Genomic DNA, 17064 nt, shown 5'->3' with positions numbered 1-17064 from the left:
AGTTATGAAGCTACTTACGTCTCAGCGTAACGAGTTATTTCAAGAGCTTGCTAAAGCAGGATTGCAGCCTGCTGATTTCAGAGAAAGTTCAGCGGGGCCGAATTCTTGGTATACAGTTGAATTCAAGGATTCAGGGGTAGGCATAAAATTCTCGGTTCGGCTTGGTGATAGCAAAGAGGACGCTGAATATTTTATTAGCAAACGCCCTGGCAATTCATCTACGCCCAATAAGCACGAACAGCTCAAGGCTCGTTACTGGAATAGCCATCTCGAAGGCTGTGTTTACGAATTTCGTCAGTGGGCATTTGATGTAAAACGTGAAATTGGGATTGTCAATTTTTGGCAGGAAGTTACCAAAGCCGTTCAACTTTTTGAATTAGCCGCTGAACCAGCCGCCGATAAATTCACCATTGCCGAACTCGGCGCGCTCCACGGGCAACTGCGGATGCTGGGGCACCTGTTTGAAGCCTCTGAGTTGCTAAAGGAACGCCAAGCCGAACTGGCGGAATTGACCCAAAGCGCGGCAGTGAAAGCGGAAACGTTCACTAAGAAAGACTGGCAAAACTGGATAAAAGGCGCCTTTATCAGCGCCATTGCCTCGTTGGAACTAACAGAACCGCAAACGCAGGAGCTACTGGCGCTGATACGGCTGGCTTTCGGGGGGCTTTTTCTGAAATAGTTGATGGTACAATTGGTGAAAACGCTTTCGGTATTCATGGCTCTAACGGCACCGTTAGCGGTAGCTGCGCAGGCTGTGCCAACTGTAACCCATAACAGTATAACCGCCCAGCCGGCCACCCCCCGCCTCAAAACCGAATACCTGGACTCGGCCCGCGCCGTGCTGCCCTCGGCCCTGGGCGCCCGCTACCGCCGCGAAACCGAATACGCCGACAGCGTGCAGGCCACGGTAAAAACCTATGCTCTGGCCACTGATAAGCTGGCCAGCCTGCAGACGTATGGGCACCTGCGCAAGGGCGTACTTTCCGGCGTGTGGGAAGAATGGCACCCCAGCGGCCAGCTAGAAAGCCACGCCGAATACCTGAACGGCCGCCGAACGGGCGAGATGCGCACCTACTACCCGAGCGGGCAGCTGAAGCGTCGCGAGGTGTACAACCTGAAAAACGATTTCAAGACCAGCAGCGAATGCTTTGCCGAAAACGGCCAGCCGGTGCCGTTTTTTCCGTTCGAGCAAATGCCCGTGTACCCGAAGCTGACCCGCAAAGACCACTGCGAAGGCCGTGTCGTGGTCGGGTTCAACGTGAACGCGGAGGGGGAGGTGGCCGATGTCCAGCTCAAGCAGGGCCTGTGCCCGCTGGCCGACGAGGCCGTGCTGGCATCGGTGCGCAAGCTCAAGCGCTTCAGCCCCGGCCGGCTGGACGGCATGCCCAAGCCGGTGGCCTTCACCATTCCCGTCACCTTTGCTGTTGAATAGCTGCTCCCTTTGAAAACTTACTGCCGCCTACTGCTCGCCGCCACGCTGCTGGGCCGCGCCACCGCCAGCCTGGGCCAGGACCAGCCCGCCTCACCGGCGGCGGCCCCCGCCGCGCGGCCCGTTGAAATCGTGTACTTCGACGCCAACCGCCACAAGCTGCCCACGGAGGCCGGCGCGGTGGAGCGCCGTGAAACCACCTACCGCGACACGGTGAGCGGCACCGTCAAAACGTTTTACCTGCCCTCGGGCAAGTTGAAGTCCTTTGCGCCCTACGCCCACATCCGGCGGGGCCTGCGCCACGGCACCTTCAGCCAATACTACGAAAGCGGGCAGCTGCGCTACCAGGCCACCTTCCAGGGCGGCAAAATTGTGGGCGATTTGGTGACCTACTACCCGGATGGCACCCTGAAGCGGCGCGATAAATTCGCGCCCGGCCAGCCCGCCACCGGCGAGTGCTTCGGGCCCGATGGCCAGCCCGTGCCCTACTACAGCTACGAGCAAATGCCGGTGTACCCCGAAGGCGCCGGCGACCAGGCGGCCGTGGCCCGGGCCGTGCAGCTGAACACGCGCTACCCCGCGGCGGCCCTGCGCCAGCACGTGTTCGGGAGCGTGAAGGTGAAATTTGTGGTGGACAAAAACGGCCACGTGCAGCACGTGGAGCCCATCAAGCCGGCCGAAAACGCGGTGCCAGCCACCCTTACCGCGGCCTACGCCGCCCTGCAGCAAGCCGCCGCCGAAGCCGTGCGTCAGCTCAAGCCATTCACGCCGGGCCGTCAGGACGGCGAGCCGGTGGCCGTGTCCTTCACCGTGCCGGTCACGTTCCGCATCCAGTAAAAGAGGGCAGGAGCGAGGGCGAAAAGAATTTTTGCAAGGGTTGGAAAATCGGAATATGCGGGCAACTTTGCTACCGCATTATTTCCTTCCACCTCAATTCATTTACTGCATGCGCCTTTTTACCCGTTTCGCGGCTGGCTTGCTGTTTTCAACCCTTGCCCTGCCCGCCGCGGCCCAGTCCTTCACCGACCCGGCCAGCTACAACAACGCCATTGTGAACGAGCAGGTCGACCTGCTCAAGAAAAACCTGCGCTACATCAGCAAGGCCGCGCACAGCGAAAACGACCGCAAGATTGAAAACCGCCGCCTCGAAGTGGTGGAGCAAAACAAAGTGGCCGTGGCCAACGTGCAACGCATGCCCGCCGCCTACAAAGGCAACTCCGAGCTGCGCGCCAGCGCCCTCACCGCCTTCAAAACCATGCTGGACGTGTACTCGGCCGACTACAAAAAGGTCAACGCCCTGGCCTCGACCCGCACCGAAAGTTTCGAAGCCATGCAGCGCTATTTCGATGCCCAGGAAGAGGCCGAAAAAAAGCTGGCCGTGGTGGACGACAGCGTGAACGCTGCCCAGAAACGCTTCGCTAAGCAGTTCGGCATGAGCATCGAGAGCAGCAAGGAATCGGCGCGGCTGGCCGAGTACACCCGCCAGGTGTCGGCCGTGAACAAGTACCAGCACCAGGTTTTCCTGCCCTATTTCCGGGTGCAGAAGGCCAGCGCCAAGCTCACCGACGCCCTCAACGCGCAGGACGCCGCCGCCTTTGAGGCCGCCCGCGCGACCCTGGCCACCGAGGCCGAAAAGTCGGCGGCGGAGCTGGCGGCTGTGCCCGCGTTTCGGGGCAAAGACGTGGCCTACCGCAACGCGGCCCGCGATTTGGCCAACCTCTACGTGGTGATGTGCGCCAAGCAGTTCGTGCAGATTGCCGAGCTGCTCAAAAACAAAGACCGCCTCACCAAAGTGGACGCCCAAACCATCAACGCCAACATCAACGCCTACAACACGCAGAACCAGAAGTACAACGAGGCCTACAACAAAACCTCCGCCGCCTTTATGGACACCTACGTGCCGGTGATGAACGACTGAGGTTTGTGCGATGCATTTTTCACCGCAAGTCCAGCGTCGGCTAAACCGGCGCTGGACTTGCTTGTTTAAGGCCAAAAGGAACCCGCCGCGTACCTTAATTTCCGGAGCCTTCGTACCTTAAGGAGCGTTTAACAGAATCTGTCTTCCGGTGAAAAGCTCGTTGCTGCGGTGGGTGTGGGTGCTGGGGCTGCTGCCCCTGGCCGGGCGTGCCCAGGAGGCCGGGGCTACCCCGGAGCAAATGCAAACGGCTGCGCCGGCCGAACCGCCGCCGGTAGTGACGCCGGCGCCGCCCGCGGTGCCCTATGCCCCCGCCATCTTCTACACAGCCGATTTCGCGCCCAGCACGGCGGCCGATTCCACGGCTTTCTGTGCCGAAACGACATTTCGCGACAGCGTGGCCGGGGTCACGAAGGTCTACTACCCGTCGGGCCGCCTGATGCAGTACCTGCCCTACGCCGACGTCGGCCGCCGCCTCCTCCACGGCACCATGACCACGTGGTACGAAGACGGCGCCATGAAAACCAAGGAAGACTACGTGCGCGGCCTGCGCCACGGCGAATTGCTTACTTACTACCCGGACGGCACGCCCCGCCGGCGCGACCAGTACGTGGAGGGCAAGTGCGGCATCGGCTCCTGCTACGCCCCCAACGGCCAGGTGGTGCCGTATTTCAGCTATGAGCAGTTGCCGCTGTACCCCGGCGGCGGCGAGCAGCTGGTGAAGGAGCTGAGCCGGGCCCTCAAGCTCAACAAGGCCGAGCTGGCGGCCATGCACCGCCTGAGCCAGCAGATGCTGTGGTACCAGAACGGCTGGCGCCGCGAGGTGCGGGTGGAGCTGGCCGTGGCTTCCAATGGCCAGGTGACCGACGCGCGGGTGGTGCACAGCACCGACGACTTCCTGCGCGAGGCCGCCCTGCGGGCCGTGCCAAAGCTGTCCCGGCCATTCTTGCCGGGCCGGCGCGACGGCCAAGCCACGGCCAGCCTGCTCACCGTGCCCATTTACTACGACGTGCAGATAAACCGGCAGAGCCCCTTTGAGCGGCAGCTATACCCGGGGCGCCGACGCTACTAGCCGTTGCCGCAACCGAACGAGACGAGGCCGGCACCGCCGGCAAACCGCCCCGGGCGTACCGACTGGCGTTGCCGCAGCCGTACCTTTAAGGCCTGATAGCCATTAGTACCCCGCTTTTTTAGATATGGACGAAGCCACCCTTGCCAAGTACCAACCCGTCATCGGCCTCGAAGTACACGCCCAACTGCTCACGCACAGCAAGATGTACTCGTCCGACGAAAACGAATACGGCGTTGCGCCCAACACCAACCTGTCGGTCATCACCCTGGGCCACCCCGGCACCCTGCCCAAAGTGAACCGCACGGCCGTGGAGTTTGCCATGAAAATGGGCCTGGCCACCAACTGCCAGATTCGGCGCGACAACCTGTTTGCCCGCAAAAACTACTTTTACCCCGACCTGCCCAAGGGCTACCAGATTACCCAGGACAAAACCCCGATTTGCTACGACGGCCACGTCGACATTCGCCTGGCCGACGGCAGCACCAAGTCCATCGGCGTGACGCGCATTCACATGGAAGAGGACGCGGGCAAGAGCATGCACCTGGCCGGCGAAACCGAAACCCTGGTCGACCTGAACCGCGCCGGCGTGCCGCTCATTGAGATTGTGAGCGAGCCCGACATCCGGACCGGCGAGGAAGCCTATGCGTATTTGATGGAAATCAAGAAGCTGGTGGAATACCTCGGCATCTGCGACGGCAACATGGAAGAAGGCTCGCTGCGCTGCGACGCCAACATTTCGGTGATGCTCAAAGGCGCCGAGAAGTTTGGGATGAAGGTGGAGGTCAAGAACATGAATTCCTTTCGCAACGTGCAGCGCGCCATTGCTTATGAGATTGAGCGTCAGATTGGCATCATCGAAGCCGGCGAAGAAGTGGACAGCGAAACCCGCGGCTTCGACGCCGCCAGCGGCACCACCAACGGCCAGCGCAGCAAGGAAACCCTCAACGACTACCGCTACTTCCCCGAGCCCGACCTGCCGCCGCTGGTGATATCGGACGAGTGGCTGCACCGCGTGGCCGCCGAGCTGCCGGCCCTGCCGCAGCAGCTCTATTCGCGCTTCACCGGCGAGCTGGGCCTGAGCGACTACGACGCCTCGGTGCTCATCGACCAGAAAGACGTGGCCCTGTTCTTCGACGAGCTGGCCCGCCTCACGCCCGGGAGCGCCAAAGCCTCCGCCAACTGGGTGATGGGCCCGGTGAAGAGCTACCTCAACGAGCGCGCCCTCACCATGGCCGACTTCCCGCTCGAAGCCGCCCAACTGGCCGGCATCATCGAGCTCATCGACGCGGGCAAGGTGAACTACTCGGTGGCCAGCAAGCAGTTGTTTCCGCACCTGCTGGAGCACCCCACCGCCAACGCCACCGGCGCCGCCGAAAGCCTCGGCCTGCTCCAGCAAGCCGACACCGGCGAGCTGGCCGCGCTGGTGGAGCAAGTGGTGGCCGCCAACCCGGCCAAGGTGGCGGAGTACCGCGCCGGCAAAAAGTCGCTCACCGGCATGTTCATGGGCGAGCTCATGAAGCTGACCGGCGGCAAAGCCGACCCCAAACTGGCCAACCAGCTGCTGCGCACCGCGCTGGAGGGGTAGGAGTGGGTGTAATAGGATAAAAAGAACGTCATGTCGAGCTTGCCGAGACATCTCGCGTGCCGAAGTAATCTTTTTGATATAGTTAGTGGTGGCACGCGAGATGTCTCGGCAAGCTCGACATGACTTCTGGTTTACACTCTACCGGTTCGCGCTTTTGGAACAATAACTTTTCTGCCTGGCGTTGGCTATTTTTACGCACAAGCTTATGCTTCACCCTATGATTAAATCTGTTTTCATCGCCGCCACCGTGCTGGGCCTGGCCAACGCCTGTCAACCCGCCGAAGCGGCCGACGGCTACGAAGTATCGGGCCAGCTCAAGAACGCCCCAGCGGGCACGGTGCTGCATTTGTCGGAACTCGCCTCCAACCAGTTTGTGGAGAAGGGCCAGGCCAAAACCGACGGCTCGGGCAATTTTACGTTGAAGGGCACGGCGCTCACGCCCGGCATCTACCAGCTCAAGCTCGACGAAGCCAACCAGGTGCTGCTGCTGCTCGACAACAAAACCCGTGTGCAGCTCAGCGGCGACGCCAAAAGCCTGCCCATGTCGTACACCGTGAAGGGCAGCAAGGACGCTGAGCTGCTCCGCCAGCTCACGCAGGTGATGCAGGGTAGCCGCAGCGAGATGGAAAGCCTCGGCCAGCGCTACAACGCCGCCGGCCAGGCCGGCAAAACCGACGAGATGAAGGCCATCGAAAGCCAGTATCTGGCCTTGCAAAGCCGCAACTCGGCCCGAATCAAGAGCCTCCTCCGCCGCAACGCGACTTCCGTGGCGACCGGGTTCGCGGTGGGCGCATTCCTTAGCCCCGACGAAGACTTTGCCTTTGCCGATTCGCTGGCCGGCGTGCAGCGCAAGGCCAACCCCACTTCGCCCTTCACCCAGGAGCTCACGGCCCGGCTGGAACCCATGCGCGCCACCGCGCCCGGCACCCAGGCCCCGGAAATCAACCTGCCTCAGCCCGACGGCAAAACCCTGGCCCTGAGCAGCCTGCGCGGCAAGTACGTGCTGATTGATTTCTGGGCGAGCTGGTGCGGCCCCTGCCGCCAGGAAAATCCCAACGTGGTGAAGGCCTACAACCAGTTCAAAGACAAGGGCAAGGGCTTCACCATCTACTCCGTGTCATTGGACCAGGACAAGGGCAAGTGGGAAAAGGCCATTGCCGCCGATGGCCTCACCTGGCACCACGTATCGGACTTGGCCGGCTGGCAGAGCGTGGCCGGCGCCGCCTACGGCGTGAAGTCCATTCCGCAGTCGTTTCTGCTGGACCCGCAGGGCAAAATCATCGCCAAAAACCTGCGCGGTGAGGCCTTGGCCGCCAAGCTGGCCGAGGTGTTGAAATAGCTAATTCAAGATGCACAAAAAAGGCCCGCCTGGTAACAGGCGGGCCTTTTTTGTGCATCTTGAATTAGCTCGCAAACATGCGTTGGAGGCCGGGCCAGAGGCGCTTTTTCAGGCTCACATCGTATTCCACCAGCTCCACCGTGGCCGAGGACAGGTAGGCCAGGTTGAGGTTGGGAAACAGCACGGGCTCGTAAATCTGAGTGTTGCGGATGGTAGTGTCGAGCAGGTTTTTGCCGAAGGCGATGATGTGCGTGGCGGCCAGCTGGCGGCGCAGGTTGGCCAGCGCCACCGGCAGCTCCGCCTCCACGTTCACCAGCACCACGTCGGCCATCACCAGGTTCAGGGCCTGCAGCATCTTGTTTAGAAACACGTTGCGGTGCAGCTTCTGGAACTGGTCAGTAGGCAGCCGAAACAGCAGCACCACGCCCTGAGCATTGTTGCCGAGCGTGCTGAAGGGCGTAAGCATAACCGGTGGCACATCGGCCGGCACTGGCGCGGCCGCCGGGACGCTGGCCGGCTCCGGGGCTGCGGCCGGCGAGGTGGCGCTGGCCAGGCGGCCGGCCAACTGCACCTGGCTGGCCGTGGGAATGGATTTGGGCAGGCCGGGCCGGGCCGGGGCCTTGTCCAGCGGGTTGGCCGGTTCGGGCCGGGGCTGGGCCGGCGGCGCGGCATTGACGGGCGCCGCCGGGGCCGGTGCAGCCGGGGCAACGGGCGGCACTGGCTCGCCGGGCACGTAGAGCGTCACGTCGGTGTAGAAATTTTGCAGGAAAGCCAGCTTTTCGGCAGACATGGCGAAGGGAATAAATGGAGTAGCGAAAATACGCCGCGCCGGCACTTTTTTACCCCAGCGCAAACAAGGCTTTGAGTTCCTTGGCTTCGCCGGGCTGCATGCGGCCGGCCAGCACCAGGCGCAGCTGCCGACGCCGCAGCGCGCCGTCGTACAAGCGGATTTCCTCCTCGGTTTCGGGCACGGCTTCGGGCACGTCGATGGGCCGCCCGGCCTGGTCCACGGCCACGAAGGTGAAAAAAGCCTCGTTGGTTTTCAGCTTGGTGCCGCTCGGGATGTCCTCGGCCCACACGTCGATGTGCACTTCCATGCTGGAGCTGAAGGCGCGCGTGACCTGGGCCTGCAGCGTCACCACGTTGCCGAGCCGGATGCTGTCGCGAAACGACACGTTGTCGACCGACGCCGTGACCACGATGCGGTTGGAGTGCTTCTGGGCCGAAATGGCGGCGGCGATGTCCATCAGGTGCATCATGCGGCCGCCCATGAGGTTGTTGAGGGTATTCGTGTCGTTGGGCAGCACCAATTCGGTCATGATGACGAAAGAATCGGCGACGGGTTTTTGCTTGCGCATGAAGGAGCGGGATAAGTCAGGAATCAGCGGCAGCGCCCGACCAGCGCCCGGGCCGCCCGGCAAAGGTACGGCGGCCGCCCGGGCCTGCGCGGCAGCAAAAAGCCCCGCCCTTTTCAGGGCGGGGCTTTTTGTAAAGGAGATGGCAGCGGTGGTCAGCCGCTTTATTCCACCGTCAGCTTGCTGCTGAAAGTTTCGCCGTTGAGCGCGATGCGCACCACGTAGACGCCCGCCCGCAGCGGCCGGCCGGCCGGGCTGAGGGCCAGGGTCTGCTGGCCGGCGCCGTAGGTTTTGGCGGGCAGCACCAGCACGTCGCGGCCCAGCACGTCGGTGAGGCGCACCTGCACTTCGGCGGGGGCCGTCAGGTTGAGGCGCACGGCGGTTTCGGCGGTGAGCGGGTTGGGGAACACGCTGATGCCGCGGCTGGCCAGGGCGGCGTCTTTGCTCGCCAGCGGGCTGCTCACGCGCAGCAAGTCAAAGAAGAAGTGGTTGCCTTGCGAGGTGCCATTTACCAGCTGGAAACGCACTTTGGCACCCGAATTCTGGAACTGAGCCGGAATGGGCACCGTGAGCTGCTGCCAGTCGGAGGCAGCGGCGGGCGCGAAGCCGTCGATGGGGGTACGCCCCTTCGTGCTGAGGGTAGCCGCGTCAAACACCGTCGGCGTCGACCACGTGGCGCCGCAATCGGAGCTAAAAGCAACGCGCAGCTGCACGTTGTCGGTGGCGGAACGCAAGGCGTAGGCCCGCGCAAACGTCAGCGAGGCCCCCCCCGAAAGCCCGGACATGACGATGTTGGGGGTGACAAGCGAGGTGATGGTCCCGGCGGGAAAAAGACGGTTCGAGACGATGAGGTACCCGGTGCCATCGGCGGCGGTGGCCGCCGTCTGCCGGCGCCACACGTAGGAAGGGTTCGCCACGCCCGCGCTGGTGGTGCCCGAGACGGTGTAGTTGCTCAGGCTGGGCTCCGGAAACAAGGTTGGGAAGTTGGCGTCTTCAAACGACTCGGTCAGCGGGGCCGACACGCCGCCGGTGGGCCCTTCCACCTTGATGGCACTGGTGGCCGAGCTGCTGCCAACGCTGTTGCTCACCGTTTCCGTCACAGTGTAGATGCCGGCCGTGGGGTAGCTCACGGTGATGGTTTGGCCCGTGCCGCGGTTGGGGGTGCCACCGGGCATTATCCACGAATAGGTGACGGGGCCGCCGGCCGAGGTGAAATTGGCGGAAAAGTCGCGCAGCACCACCGGCGAGTTCACGCACGTGGTGGTGCTGGACCCGGGGGCGGCGCTAAACGCGGCAATGGGAGCGCAGTTGGGCGACACAAACCCGTCGTTGGTGCCGGTGGCCACCAGGTTGGCTGCCGAAACCAACTGGGTGCGGTTGGCCGCCAGCAAGGCGCGCATCCGGTCCCGCTGGCCCTGGGTAAACATCGTGAAGCAGAAAGAATAGTCCATGAAGTTCTGGACGTTGGCAATCTGCCCGCAGGGCGCGTAGTTGAGGTTGCAGCTCTGGGTGCCGTCGGTGGGCGGCGTGTCGGCCACGTTGTCGGTGCCGCTGCAGCTGCCGGTGCCGGGGTTGTTGGTACTGCCCCAGGGGTGAGCCAGGCCGAAGTAATGGCCGATTTCGTGGGTCGAAGCCCGGCTGTTGCTGAAGGTGCTGGTGCCGGTGGTGCCAAAAAAATCGCTCCGCACCACAAAACCGTCCCGGGGGTTGGTGGGGCTGTTGGGTGGGTTTACGTAGCCGGCCGTGATGCCGCCGCTGGAGGCCACCCCGATGGAGCCCACCACCCAGATGTTCATGTAGCGGCTGGCATCCCAGAGGACGGCGGCCTGCACGGCCCCGCTCTGGTCGTCGTTCAGCAAGTTGGGCAGGTAGTGCCGGGTGATGCCCGTGGTACAGTTGCCGTTCGGGTCTTTTTTGGCCAGGCGGAACTGGAAGCCAATCGACGCGGCAATGGGGCGGAACAGCGGAATCGTGTTGGCCGTATCGGCATTCAGCTTTTGGTAATCCTTGTTCAGCTGCTCAATGGCGCTGGCAATCTGCTGGTCACTAATGTTCTCGGGCCCGTTGGCGTGGATGACGTGCACCACCACCGGGATGGTTACGTCGGTCACGTACGTCACTTTGTTGAGTTGGGCCGCGGCCAGCTGGTTCAGCCGCTGGTCTAAGTCCTTTTGGGCCTGGCGGGCGCCGGGGTGCTCGGCAAAGTACCGCTCCCGGGCCGCGTCGTACCCGCACCAGTTACTGCTTGGGGTGGCCACCGACTGGGCGCTGGCCTCCGTGCTGGCCAGCGCGAGCGAGGAGGTGAAGGCAAAAAGTAAAATTCGTTTCAGCATGAAGAATTGAAAGAATAAGAAGTGGTTTGGAAAGGGAAATGAGCGGGTGGATGAAAAATCAGGTCAGGACTCCAAAAACAGAACGAAGTAGCAATAGTTGGAACGTGGGAAAGCACTACGGAACCACTACTTTCGACGTGCAACGTCCCAAAGGCGTTTGCAGTTCAACCACATACACGCCCGCCGCCAGCCGCGCGGCGCCGGCCGGCAGCAACGGCAGCGTCTGGGTGCCCGCGCGGCCCGCGGCCCGCACCGCCGGCTGCACCGGCCGCCCCAGCAAATCGGTCAGCCGCAGCTCCACCGGGCCGGGCGCGGCCAAGGAGAATTCAACGGCGGTTTCGGCCGTGAGGGGGTTGGGGAACACGCGCACGGCACTCGTGGCAACCGCGGGGCGGTGGGCCAGCGGCGTGGCCAGCCCGATGGTCACGTGGTCGATGTAGATGTTGTTGCCGCCGTTGCTGCCCATCTGGAAGCGCATCTGGAAGCGGCTGGTGAGGTAGTTGGCCGCAATGGGCACGGTCAGCGGCTGCCAGTCGGAAGCGGCCGTGGGCACGAAGCCGAAAACCCGCAAGGTGTCGCGCGTGTTGAGGTCGGGCCCGAAGAAATTGCGCTGGGTTTGCCAGGTCTGGCCGCAGTCGGTGCTGAACTGCACGCTCAGGTACTCGTTCACAATCGTGGGTCGCAGGGCGTAGGCCCGGTCGAAGGTGAGCACCGGCGGGTTGGCAGCCGTGAAGCCGCTCAGGTTGATGTTGGGCGAGGCGAGGCGGGTGAGGGTGCCGGCCGGCACCAACGAGCTGCGCACCGCCATGCAGGCCACGCCGTCGCTGGTTTGCAGGCCGCCGGGGGTGCTGGTCTGGCGCAGCCAGCGGGCCCCGGCCGAGGTTCCCGTGGAAGAGTTGGTCCAGTTGCGCAGGTCCGTGCCCGCGAAGTTGTTGGGAAAGCCGGGGTTCTCAAACGACTCGGCCACCGCCCCCACCAGGCCGGCACTGCCGCCAATCACCTGCATCAGCCCCGTGCGCGTGGTTGTGCCGCTCGCGCCGCCCACCGTCACGGTCAGCGTCACGTCGTAAATGCCGCCCGTGGGGTACGTAATGGCCGGGTTGCGCTGGTTGGATGTGCTGGGCTGGCCGCCCGGAAACTGCCAGGCGTAGGTGGTGCCGGGCGAGTTCGCGTCGGCGTTGTACGAATAGTCGTCAAACGACACCGTGGTGCCTTCGCAGATAACCGTGGCCGCGGGCAGGAAGGCCACCACCGGTGCGCAGGGCCCGCCCACGAAGCCGTCGTTGGTGCCGGTGGCCAGCAGGTTGGCCGGCGAGGTGAGCTGCTGGCGGCAGCCCAGGGCCAGCGAGGCCCGCATCACGGCCCGTTGGCCGGTGGTGAACATGCGCGTGCAGGTGGAATAGTCCATGTAGTTCTGCACGTTGGCCAGAATGGGCTGGCCGGTGGCCGGGTCGGTGCAGGGCGAAAAAGCCAGGTTGCAGCCGTTTTGCTGGCCAATGGTGTTGGGCGTGTCGACAATGCCGTCGTCGATGCCGCAGTTGGCGGGCAGGCCCGGCGTGTTGCTGCCGCCCCAGGTGTGGGGCAGGCCAAAGTAATGGCCGATTTCGTGGGTGAGGGAGCGCACCGCCAGGTTGCTGCCGCCCGACGTGCCGATGCTGCCAAACTGCGCGTTGCGAATCACGATGCCGTCGCCGGTGCCGCCGGTGCAGGGCAGGTAGGCATAGCCGCCGGCGCCGTTGGCGTTCACGCAAATCCAGATGTTGAGGTAGCGGCTTTGGTCCCAGGTTATCAGGCTTTTCACCCGGTCGTCGCCGATGTTAGTGTCAGTGGAATAGGTGCGGGTGATGCCCGTGGTGCAGTTGCCGTTTGGGTCGAGGCGGGCCAGCCGCATCCGGAAGCCGATGTTGGCGTAGCGCGGCCGGAAGAAGGGGATGACGTCGGCCGTGTCGGGGTTGGTTTTGCTGTAGTCTTCGTTGATGACCCGCACGGCATCGTACACCTGCGCGTCGGAAATGTTGCTGCTGCCGCCGTTGTGGATGATGTGCATCACCACGGGCACTGTCACGTCGGGCGCGGCCAGCAGTTGCGCCCGGGCCGCCGCGGGCATGGCGGCCACCTGCCGCAGAAACGACTGGTACGCCGCCGCCGCGCCCGGCTGCCGCGCAAACGCCGCCTGCTGGGCGCTGTCGAACGCGCAGCGGAAGCCGGTGCGGTGCTCGGGGTAGCTGCGGGTGAGGCCGGCGGGGGTTTGGGCGGCGGCCGGAAGGCCCAGCGCCAGGGCCGCGCCGGCGCCCAGCAACCAGCGCCGGGCATTGCGTAACAGTTTCAACATGCGTTCAGATAGGTGAGAATGAGGCGGCAAAAGCAAAGCCCGGCAGCCGGAGCGGAAGCACCGGGCCGAGGCAGCCGCATTGCCTGAGCAAGTTACGCCTAGCCGGCCGCTCGGGCAGCCCGTCGCGCTCAGGCCCGCCAGCCGCTGGCGCCCAGCAGCGGCACAAAGCGGAAGTCCTCAAACTCTTCGCGCACGAAACTCTCGGGCCCTTCGCGGGTCACGCGCACCATGCGCTGCGTCTGGTTGTCGCCCACGGGAATCACCAGCCGGCCGCCTATCTGCAGCTGGCGCAGCAGGGCCGGGGGCAGCCCCGGCGCGCCCGCCGTCACCAGGATGCCGTCGAAGGGCGCGCGCCCGGGCAGGCCCACCGAGCCGTCGCCGCAGTGCAGGGCCGCGCCGCCCGCCCCCAGCGCCGGCAGCCGCAGTCGGGTGCGGGCATAGAGCTTCTCGTTGAATTCGATGCTGTCGACGTGCGGCGTGAGCTTGAGCAGCACCGCGCACTGGTAGCCCGAGCCGGTGCCCACTTCCAGCACTTTGTCGGTGGGCCGCACGCCCAGCAGTTGCGTCTGAAACGCCACCGTGTAGGGCTGCGAGATGGTTTGGCCCTCGCCAATGGGAAAGGCCTTGTCCTGGTAGGCGTGCGCTTCGAAGGCGGGCTCGAAAAACAGGTGGCGCGGCACCGTGGAAATGGCCGCCAGCACCCGCTCGTCGTGAATGCCGCGCCGGCGCAGCTCGCGGGCGAGGGCGCGCCGCTGGCCCTGGTGGCGGTAAGTGTCCGAAAGCGGTGAAATGGCCAAAAGCTGATTGAAGTACTGTCAAAAGCAAGCCCGGCCGCCGGGCCGCCGGGGCCGTTCCCGGCGCTTGCGTTGGCATGCGGGCGGGGCCCTACCTTTGCACGGCGCGGTTTTTGTGTTCAGGCCGCTAAAATACTCCCCGCCCGCCGTTTTGCAGCTCATTCGCCGCTTTCAATACATCAAGCTTGTCGCCGCCGACTTCGGCGCGGCCCTGCTGGCCTGGATGTGCTTCTACCTCGTGCGCAAATACTTGCTCAACGAGCTCACCGGCTACCGCTTCACCGAAGGCGCCCTGTTCGACCTCACCGGCTCGGCCATGTTCATCGCCGTGTTCTGGACCTTCCTCTACACGCTGGTGGGCGAGTACCGCGACATCTACCGCAAGTCGCGCCTGGGCGAAATCATCCGGCTGGCGCGGGTGTCGCTGCTCGGGGCGGTGGTCATCTTTTTCACGCTGCTACTCGACGACCAGGGCGTGGTCAATTACAAGGCCTACTACAAAACGTTTTCAGCCTACTACCTGCTGCATTTTTTCATCACGGCCGTGCTCCGCACCATTGCCGTGAGCAGCGTGCAGCGCCTCATTCGCAAAGGCAACATCTCGTTTCCTACGCTGCTGGTAGGCTCCAATGCACTGGCTTTGAATACATTTCACGAGCTGGCGCGCACCAGTCGGCACCTGGGGCTGCGCCTGGTCGGCTTCGCGCCCGTGGGCGACACCGTGGACCCTGAGCTGGCCGCCGAGCTGCCCGCGCACGGCTCCTATCAGCGGCTGCCAGCGCTGGTGCGGGCCCTCAAGATTGAGCAAATCGTCATCGCCATCGAGCCCAGCGAGCACCTGCTCATTCAGGACATTCTCACCCTGCTCGAAGGCACGCCCGCCCGGGTCAGCATCCTGCCCGACCTGTACCAGATGCTGCTGGGCTCGGTGAAGGTGAACCACCTGTTTGGCACGCCGCTCATCGAAATCAAGCAGGATTTGCTGCCCCTGTGGCAAATCATTCTGAAGCGGCTGATGGACATCGTGGGCTCGGCGCTGTTTCTGCTACTGGCCAGCTGGGTGTACGCCTTCACGGCCCTGATGGTGAAGCTGTCGTCGCCCGGCCCGGTGTTTTACCGGCAGGAGCGCATCGGGCGCAACGGGCAGCCGTTCCGCATCATCAAGTTCCGCTCCATGTACGTCGACGCCGAGAAAGCCGGCCCCGCCCTGAGCTCCGACCACGACCCGCGCATCACCAAATGGGGCCGCTTCATGCGCAAGGTGCGCCTCGACGAGCTGCCCCAGTTCTGGAACGTGCTGAAGGGCGACATGAGCATTGTGGGGCCGCGCCCGGAGCGCCAGTTCTTCATCGACCAGATTGTGAAAATTGCGCCGCACTACCGCCACCTGCACCGCGTGCGGCCCGGCCTCACCTCCCTGGGCCAGGTGAAGTACGGCTACGCCGAAACCGTGGCCCAAATGGTGGAGCGGCTCAAATTCGACATCCTCTACATCGAAAACATGAGCCTGGCCATGGATTTTCGGGTGCTGCTCTACACGCTCAAAATCATTGTGGAAGGGCGGGGAAAATAAATTTGGGTGACGTCGGTCATCCGGAGCAACTCAAAGGACCTTCTCACGTTGGAGCGGCTGGTTCTGACGTGGCAAGGTCCTGCGCGTTGCTCCGGATGACAACTGATTTGCTAACGGCGTACCTTTGCCCTTGCCGGCCGGAACCATTCAAGCTCCGGGTGAATTGCACCACCAATATGAATACCGAAGGAAAAGGACGAGTACTCGTCGCGATGAGCGGCGGAATTGACTCCAGCGTGGCCGCCGTGCTGCTGCACGAGCAAGGCTACGAAGTGGTCGGGATGACCATGAAAACCTGGGATTACGCCAGCGCGGGCGGCTCCAAAAAGGAAACGGGCTGCTGCTCGCTCGACAGCATCAACGACGCCCGCGACATTGCCGTGACGCTGGGCTTCCCGCACTACATCATCGACATCCGGGACGAGTTTGGCGATTTTGTCATCGACAATTTCACCGACGAATACCTGGCCGGCCGTACGCCCAACCCCTGCGTGCTCTGCAACACCCACATCAAGTGGGACGCCCTGCTGCGCCGCGCCGACCAGCTTGGCTGCCAGTACATTGCCACCGGCCACTACGCCAATATCCGCAAGGATGAAAACACCGGCCGCTTCGTGGTGAGCAAAGGCCTCGACGAAAATAAAGACCAAAGCTATGCCCTTTGGGGCGTGAGCCAGGAGAGCCTGAGCCGCACGCTGTTTCCGCTGGGCGGCATGCGCAAAACCGAGATTTACGACGAAGCCCGTCGGCGCGGCTTCACCGAGCTGGTGAACAAGCCCGAGAGCTACGAAATCTGCTTCATCCCCGACAACGACTACCGCGGCTTTCTGCGCCGCCGCGTGCCGGGCCTCGAAGCCCGCGTGGCCGGCGGCAACTTCGTGACCAAAAACGGCCGCGTCATCGGCAAGCACGAAGGGTATCCGTTTTACACCATCGGGCAGCGCAAGGGGCTGGGCGTGGCGCTGGGCTACCCGGCGTTCGTACTCGAAATCCGGCCCGATACCAACGAAGTGGTGCTGGGCAACTACGACGAGCTGGCCAGCACGGCCACCGTAGTGGGCAAGCTCAACATGGGCAAAGAAGCCAGCCTGGCCGGCCGCGGCCTGGTGCCGGCCGTGGTGAAAGTGCGCTACAACCACGACGGCGCCCCTGCGTTTCTGGAAGAAGCGGACGGCAAAATCCGCGTCTATTTCGAAGGGCCCGTGCACGCCATCACGCCCGGCCAGGCCGCCGTCTTCTACGATGGCAACGACGTGCTGGGCGGCGGCTGGATTGAGCGCCACGTAATTGGCGAAATCCCCTTACCTTTTGCCGCCGCTGCCGCCGGCAACTGATTC

At 63.6% G+C, this 17064-nt stretch carries 14 protein-coding genes; 9 read left to right on the top strand and 5 right to left on the bottom strand.

Going from position 1 to position 17064, the window contains the following annotated elements:
- Positions 1-4 precede the first annotated feature (4 nt).
- The 7 genes from I2H31_RS04680 to I2H31_RS04650 all read left to right on the top strand — a co-directional run bounded on the left by I2H31_RS04680 (position 5) and on the right by I2H31_RS04650 (position 7340).
- Entirely contained in the window at positions 5-679 is a 675-nt protein-coding gene (locus I2H31_RS04680) for a hypothetical protein (protein ID WP_196291850.1), read from the top strand.
- A 75-nt stretch (positions 680-754) separates the two neighbouring features.
- Positions 755-1432 carry a TonB family protein gene (locus I2H31_RS04675; protein ID WP_196291849.1) on the top strand — a complete coding sequence of 226 codons (678 nt, stop codon included), beginning with the start codon at positions 755-757 and terminating at the stop codon, positions 1430-1432.
- Positions 1433-1441: 9 nt separating this feature from the next.
- Complete coding sequence (locus tag I2H31_RS04670) at positions 1442-2266, top strand: energy transducer TonB (protein WP_196291848.1); 825 nt, start codon at positions 1442-1444, stop codon at positions 2264-2266.
- Positions 2267-2375: 109 nt separating this feature from the next.
- On the top strand, positions 2376-3347 hold the full coding sequence (locus I2H31_RS04665) for an LIC11966 family surface protein (RefSeq protein ID WP_196291847.1): 972 nt from the start codon (positions 2376-2378) through the stop codon (positions 3345-3347).
- 148 nt (positions 3348-3495) lie between these two features.
- Entirely contained in the window at positions 3496-4416 is a 921-nt protein-coding gene (locus I2H31_RS25605) for a TonB family protein (protein WP_196291846.1), read from the top strand.
- A 124-nt stretch (positions 4417-4540) separates the two neighbouring features.
- Positions 4541-6001: an Asp-tRNA(Asn)/Glu-tRNA(Gln) amidotransferase subunit GatB gene (gene gatB / locus I2H31_RS04655; RefSeq protein WP_196291845.1), complete on the top strand. Its 1461-nt coding sequence runs from the start codon at positions 4541-4543 to the stop codon at positions 5999-6001.
- 217 nt (positions 6002-6218) lie between these two features.
- A complete protein-coding gene (locus I2H31_RS04650; protein WP_196291844.1) occupies positions 6219-7340 on the top strand; it encodes a TlpA disulfide reductase family protein in 1122 nt (373 codons plus the stop codon).
- A 64-nt stretch (positions 7341-7404) separates the two neighbouring features.
- Here the strand turns inward: I2H31_RS04650 and I2H31_RS04645 are convergent, their stop codons facing one another.
- From I2H31_RS04645 to I2H31_RS04625, 5 genes are all read right to left on the bottom strand, one after another.
- Positions 7405-8130 carry a hypothetical protein gene (locus I2H31_RS04645; protein ID WP_196291843.1) on the bottom strand — a complete coding sequence of 242 codons (726 nt, stop codon included), beginning with the start codon at positions 8128-8130 and terminating at the stop codon, positions 7405-7407.
- Positions 8131-8179: 49 nt separating this feature from the next.
- Positions 8180-8698: an acyl-CoA thioesterase gene (locus tag I2H31_RS04640; RefSeq protein ID WP_196291842.1), complete on the bottom strand. Its 519-nt coding sequence runs from the start codon at positions 8696-8698 to the stop codon at positions 8180-8182.
- Positions 8699-8859: 161 nt separating this feature from the next.
- On the bottom strand, positions 8860-11028 hold the full coding sequence (locus I2H31_RS04635; protein ID WP_196291841.1) for a M43 family zinc metalloprotease: 2169 nt from the start codon (positions 11026-11028) through the stop codon (positions 8860-8862).
- 115 nt (positions 11029-11143) lie between these two features.
- Complete coding sequence (locus I2H31_RS04630) at positions 11144-13360, bottom strand: M43 family zinc metalloprotease (RefSeq protein ID WP_196291840.1); 2217 nt, start codon at positions 13358-13360, stop codon at positions 11144-11146.
- 128 nt (positions 13361-13488) lie between these two features.
- A complete protein-coding gene (locus tag I2H31_RS04625; RefSeq protein ID WP_196292485.1) occupies positions 13489-14151 on the bottom strand; it encodes a protein-L-isoaspartate(D-aspartate) O-methyltransferase in 663 nt (220 codons plus the stop codon).
- A gap of 154 nt (positions 14152-14305) precedes the next feature.
- Here I2H31_RS04625 and I2H31_RS04620 point away from each other — a divergent pair, with 154 nt between their 5' ends.
- Both I2H31_RS04620 and mnmA read left to right on the top strand, forming a co-directional pair.
- Complete coding sequence (locus I2H31_RS04620) at positions 14306-15727, top strand: sugar transferase (protein ID WP_230687476.1); 1422 nt, start codon at positions 14306-14308, stop codon at positions 15725-15727.
- A 176-nt stretch (positions 15728-15903) separates the two neighbouring features.
- Positions 15904-17061: a tRNA 2-thiouridine(34) synthase MnmA gene (gene mnmA / locus I2H31_RS04615; protein ID WP_196291839.1), complete on the top strand. Its 1158-nt coding sequence runs from the start codon at positions 15904-15906 to the stop codon at positions 17059-17061.
- Positions 17062-17064 lie beyond the last annotated feature (3 nt).

Source organism: Hymenobacter ruricola (genome assembly GCF_015694525.1).
GTDB lineage: Bacteria > Bacteroidota > Bacteroidia > Cytophagales > Hymenobacteraceae > Hymenobacter > Hymenobacter ruricola.
Note: the sequence above shows the minus strand (reverse complement) of the source record. Positions and strands in the feature narration are given on the sequence as shown.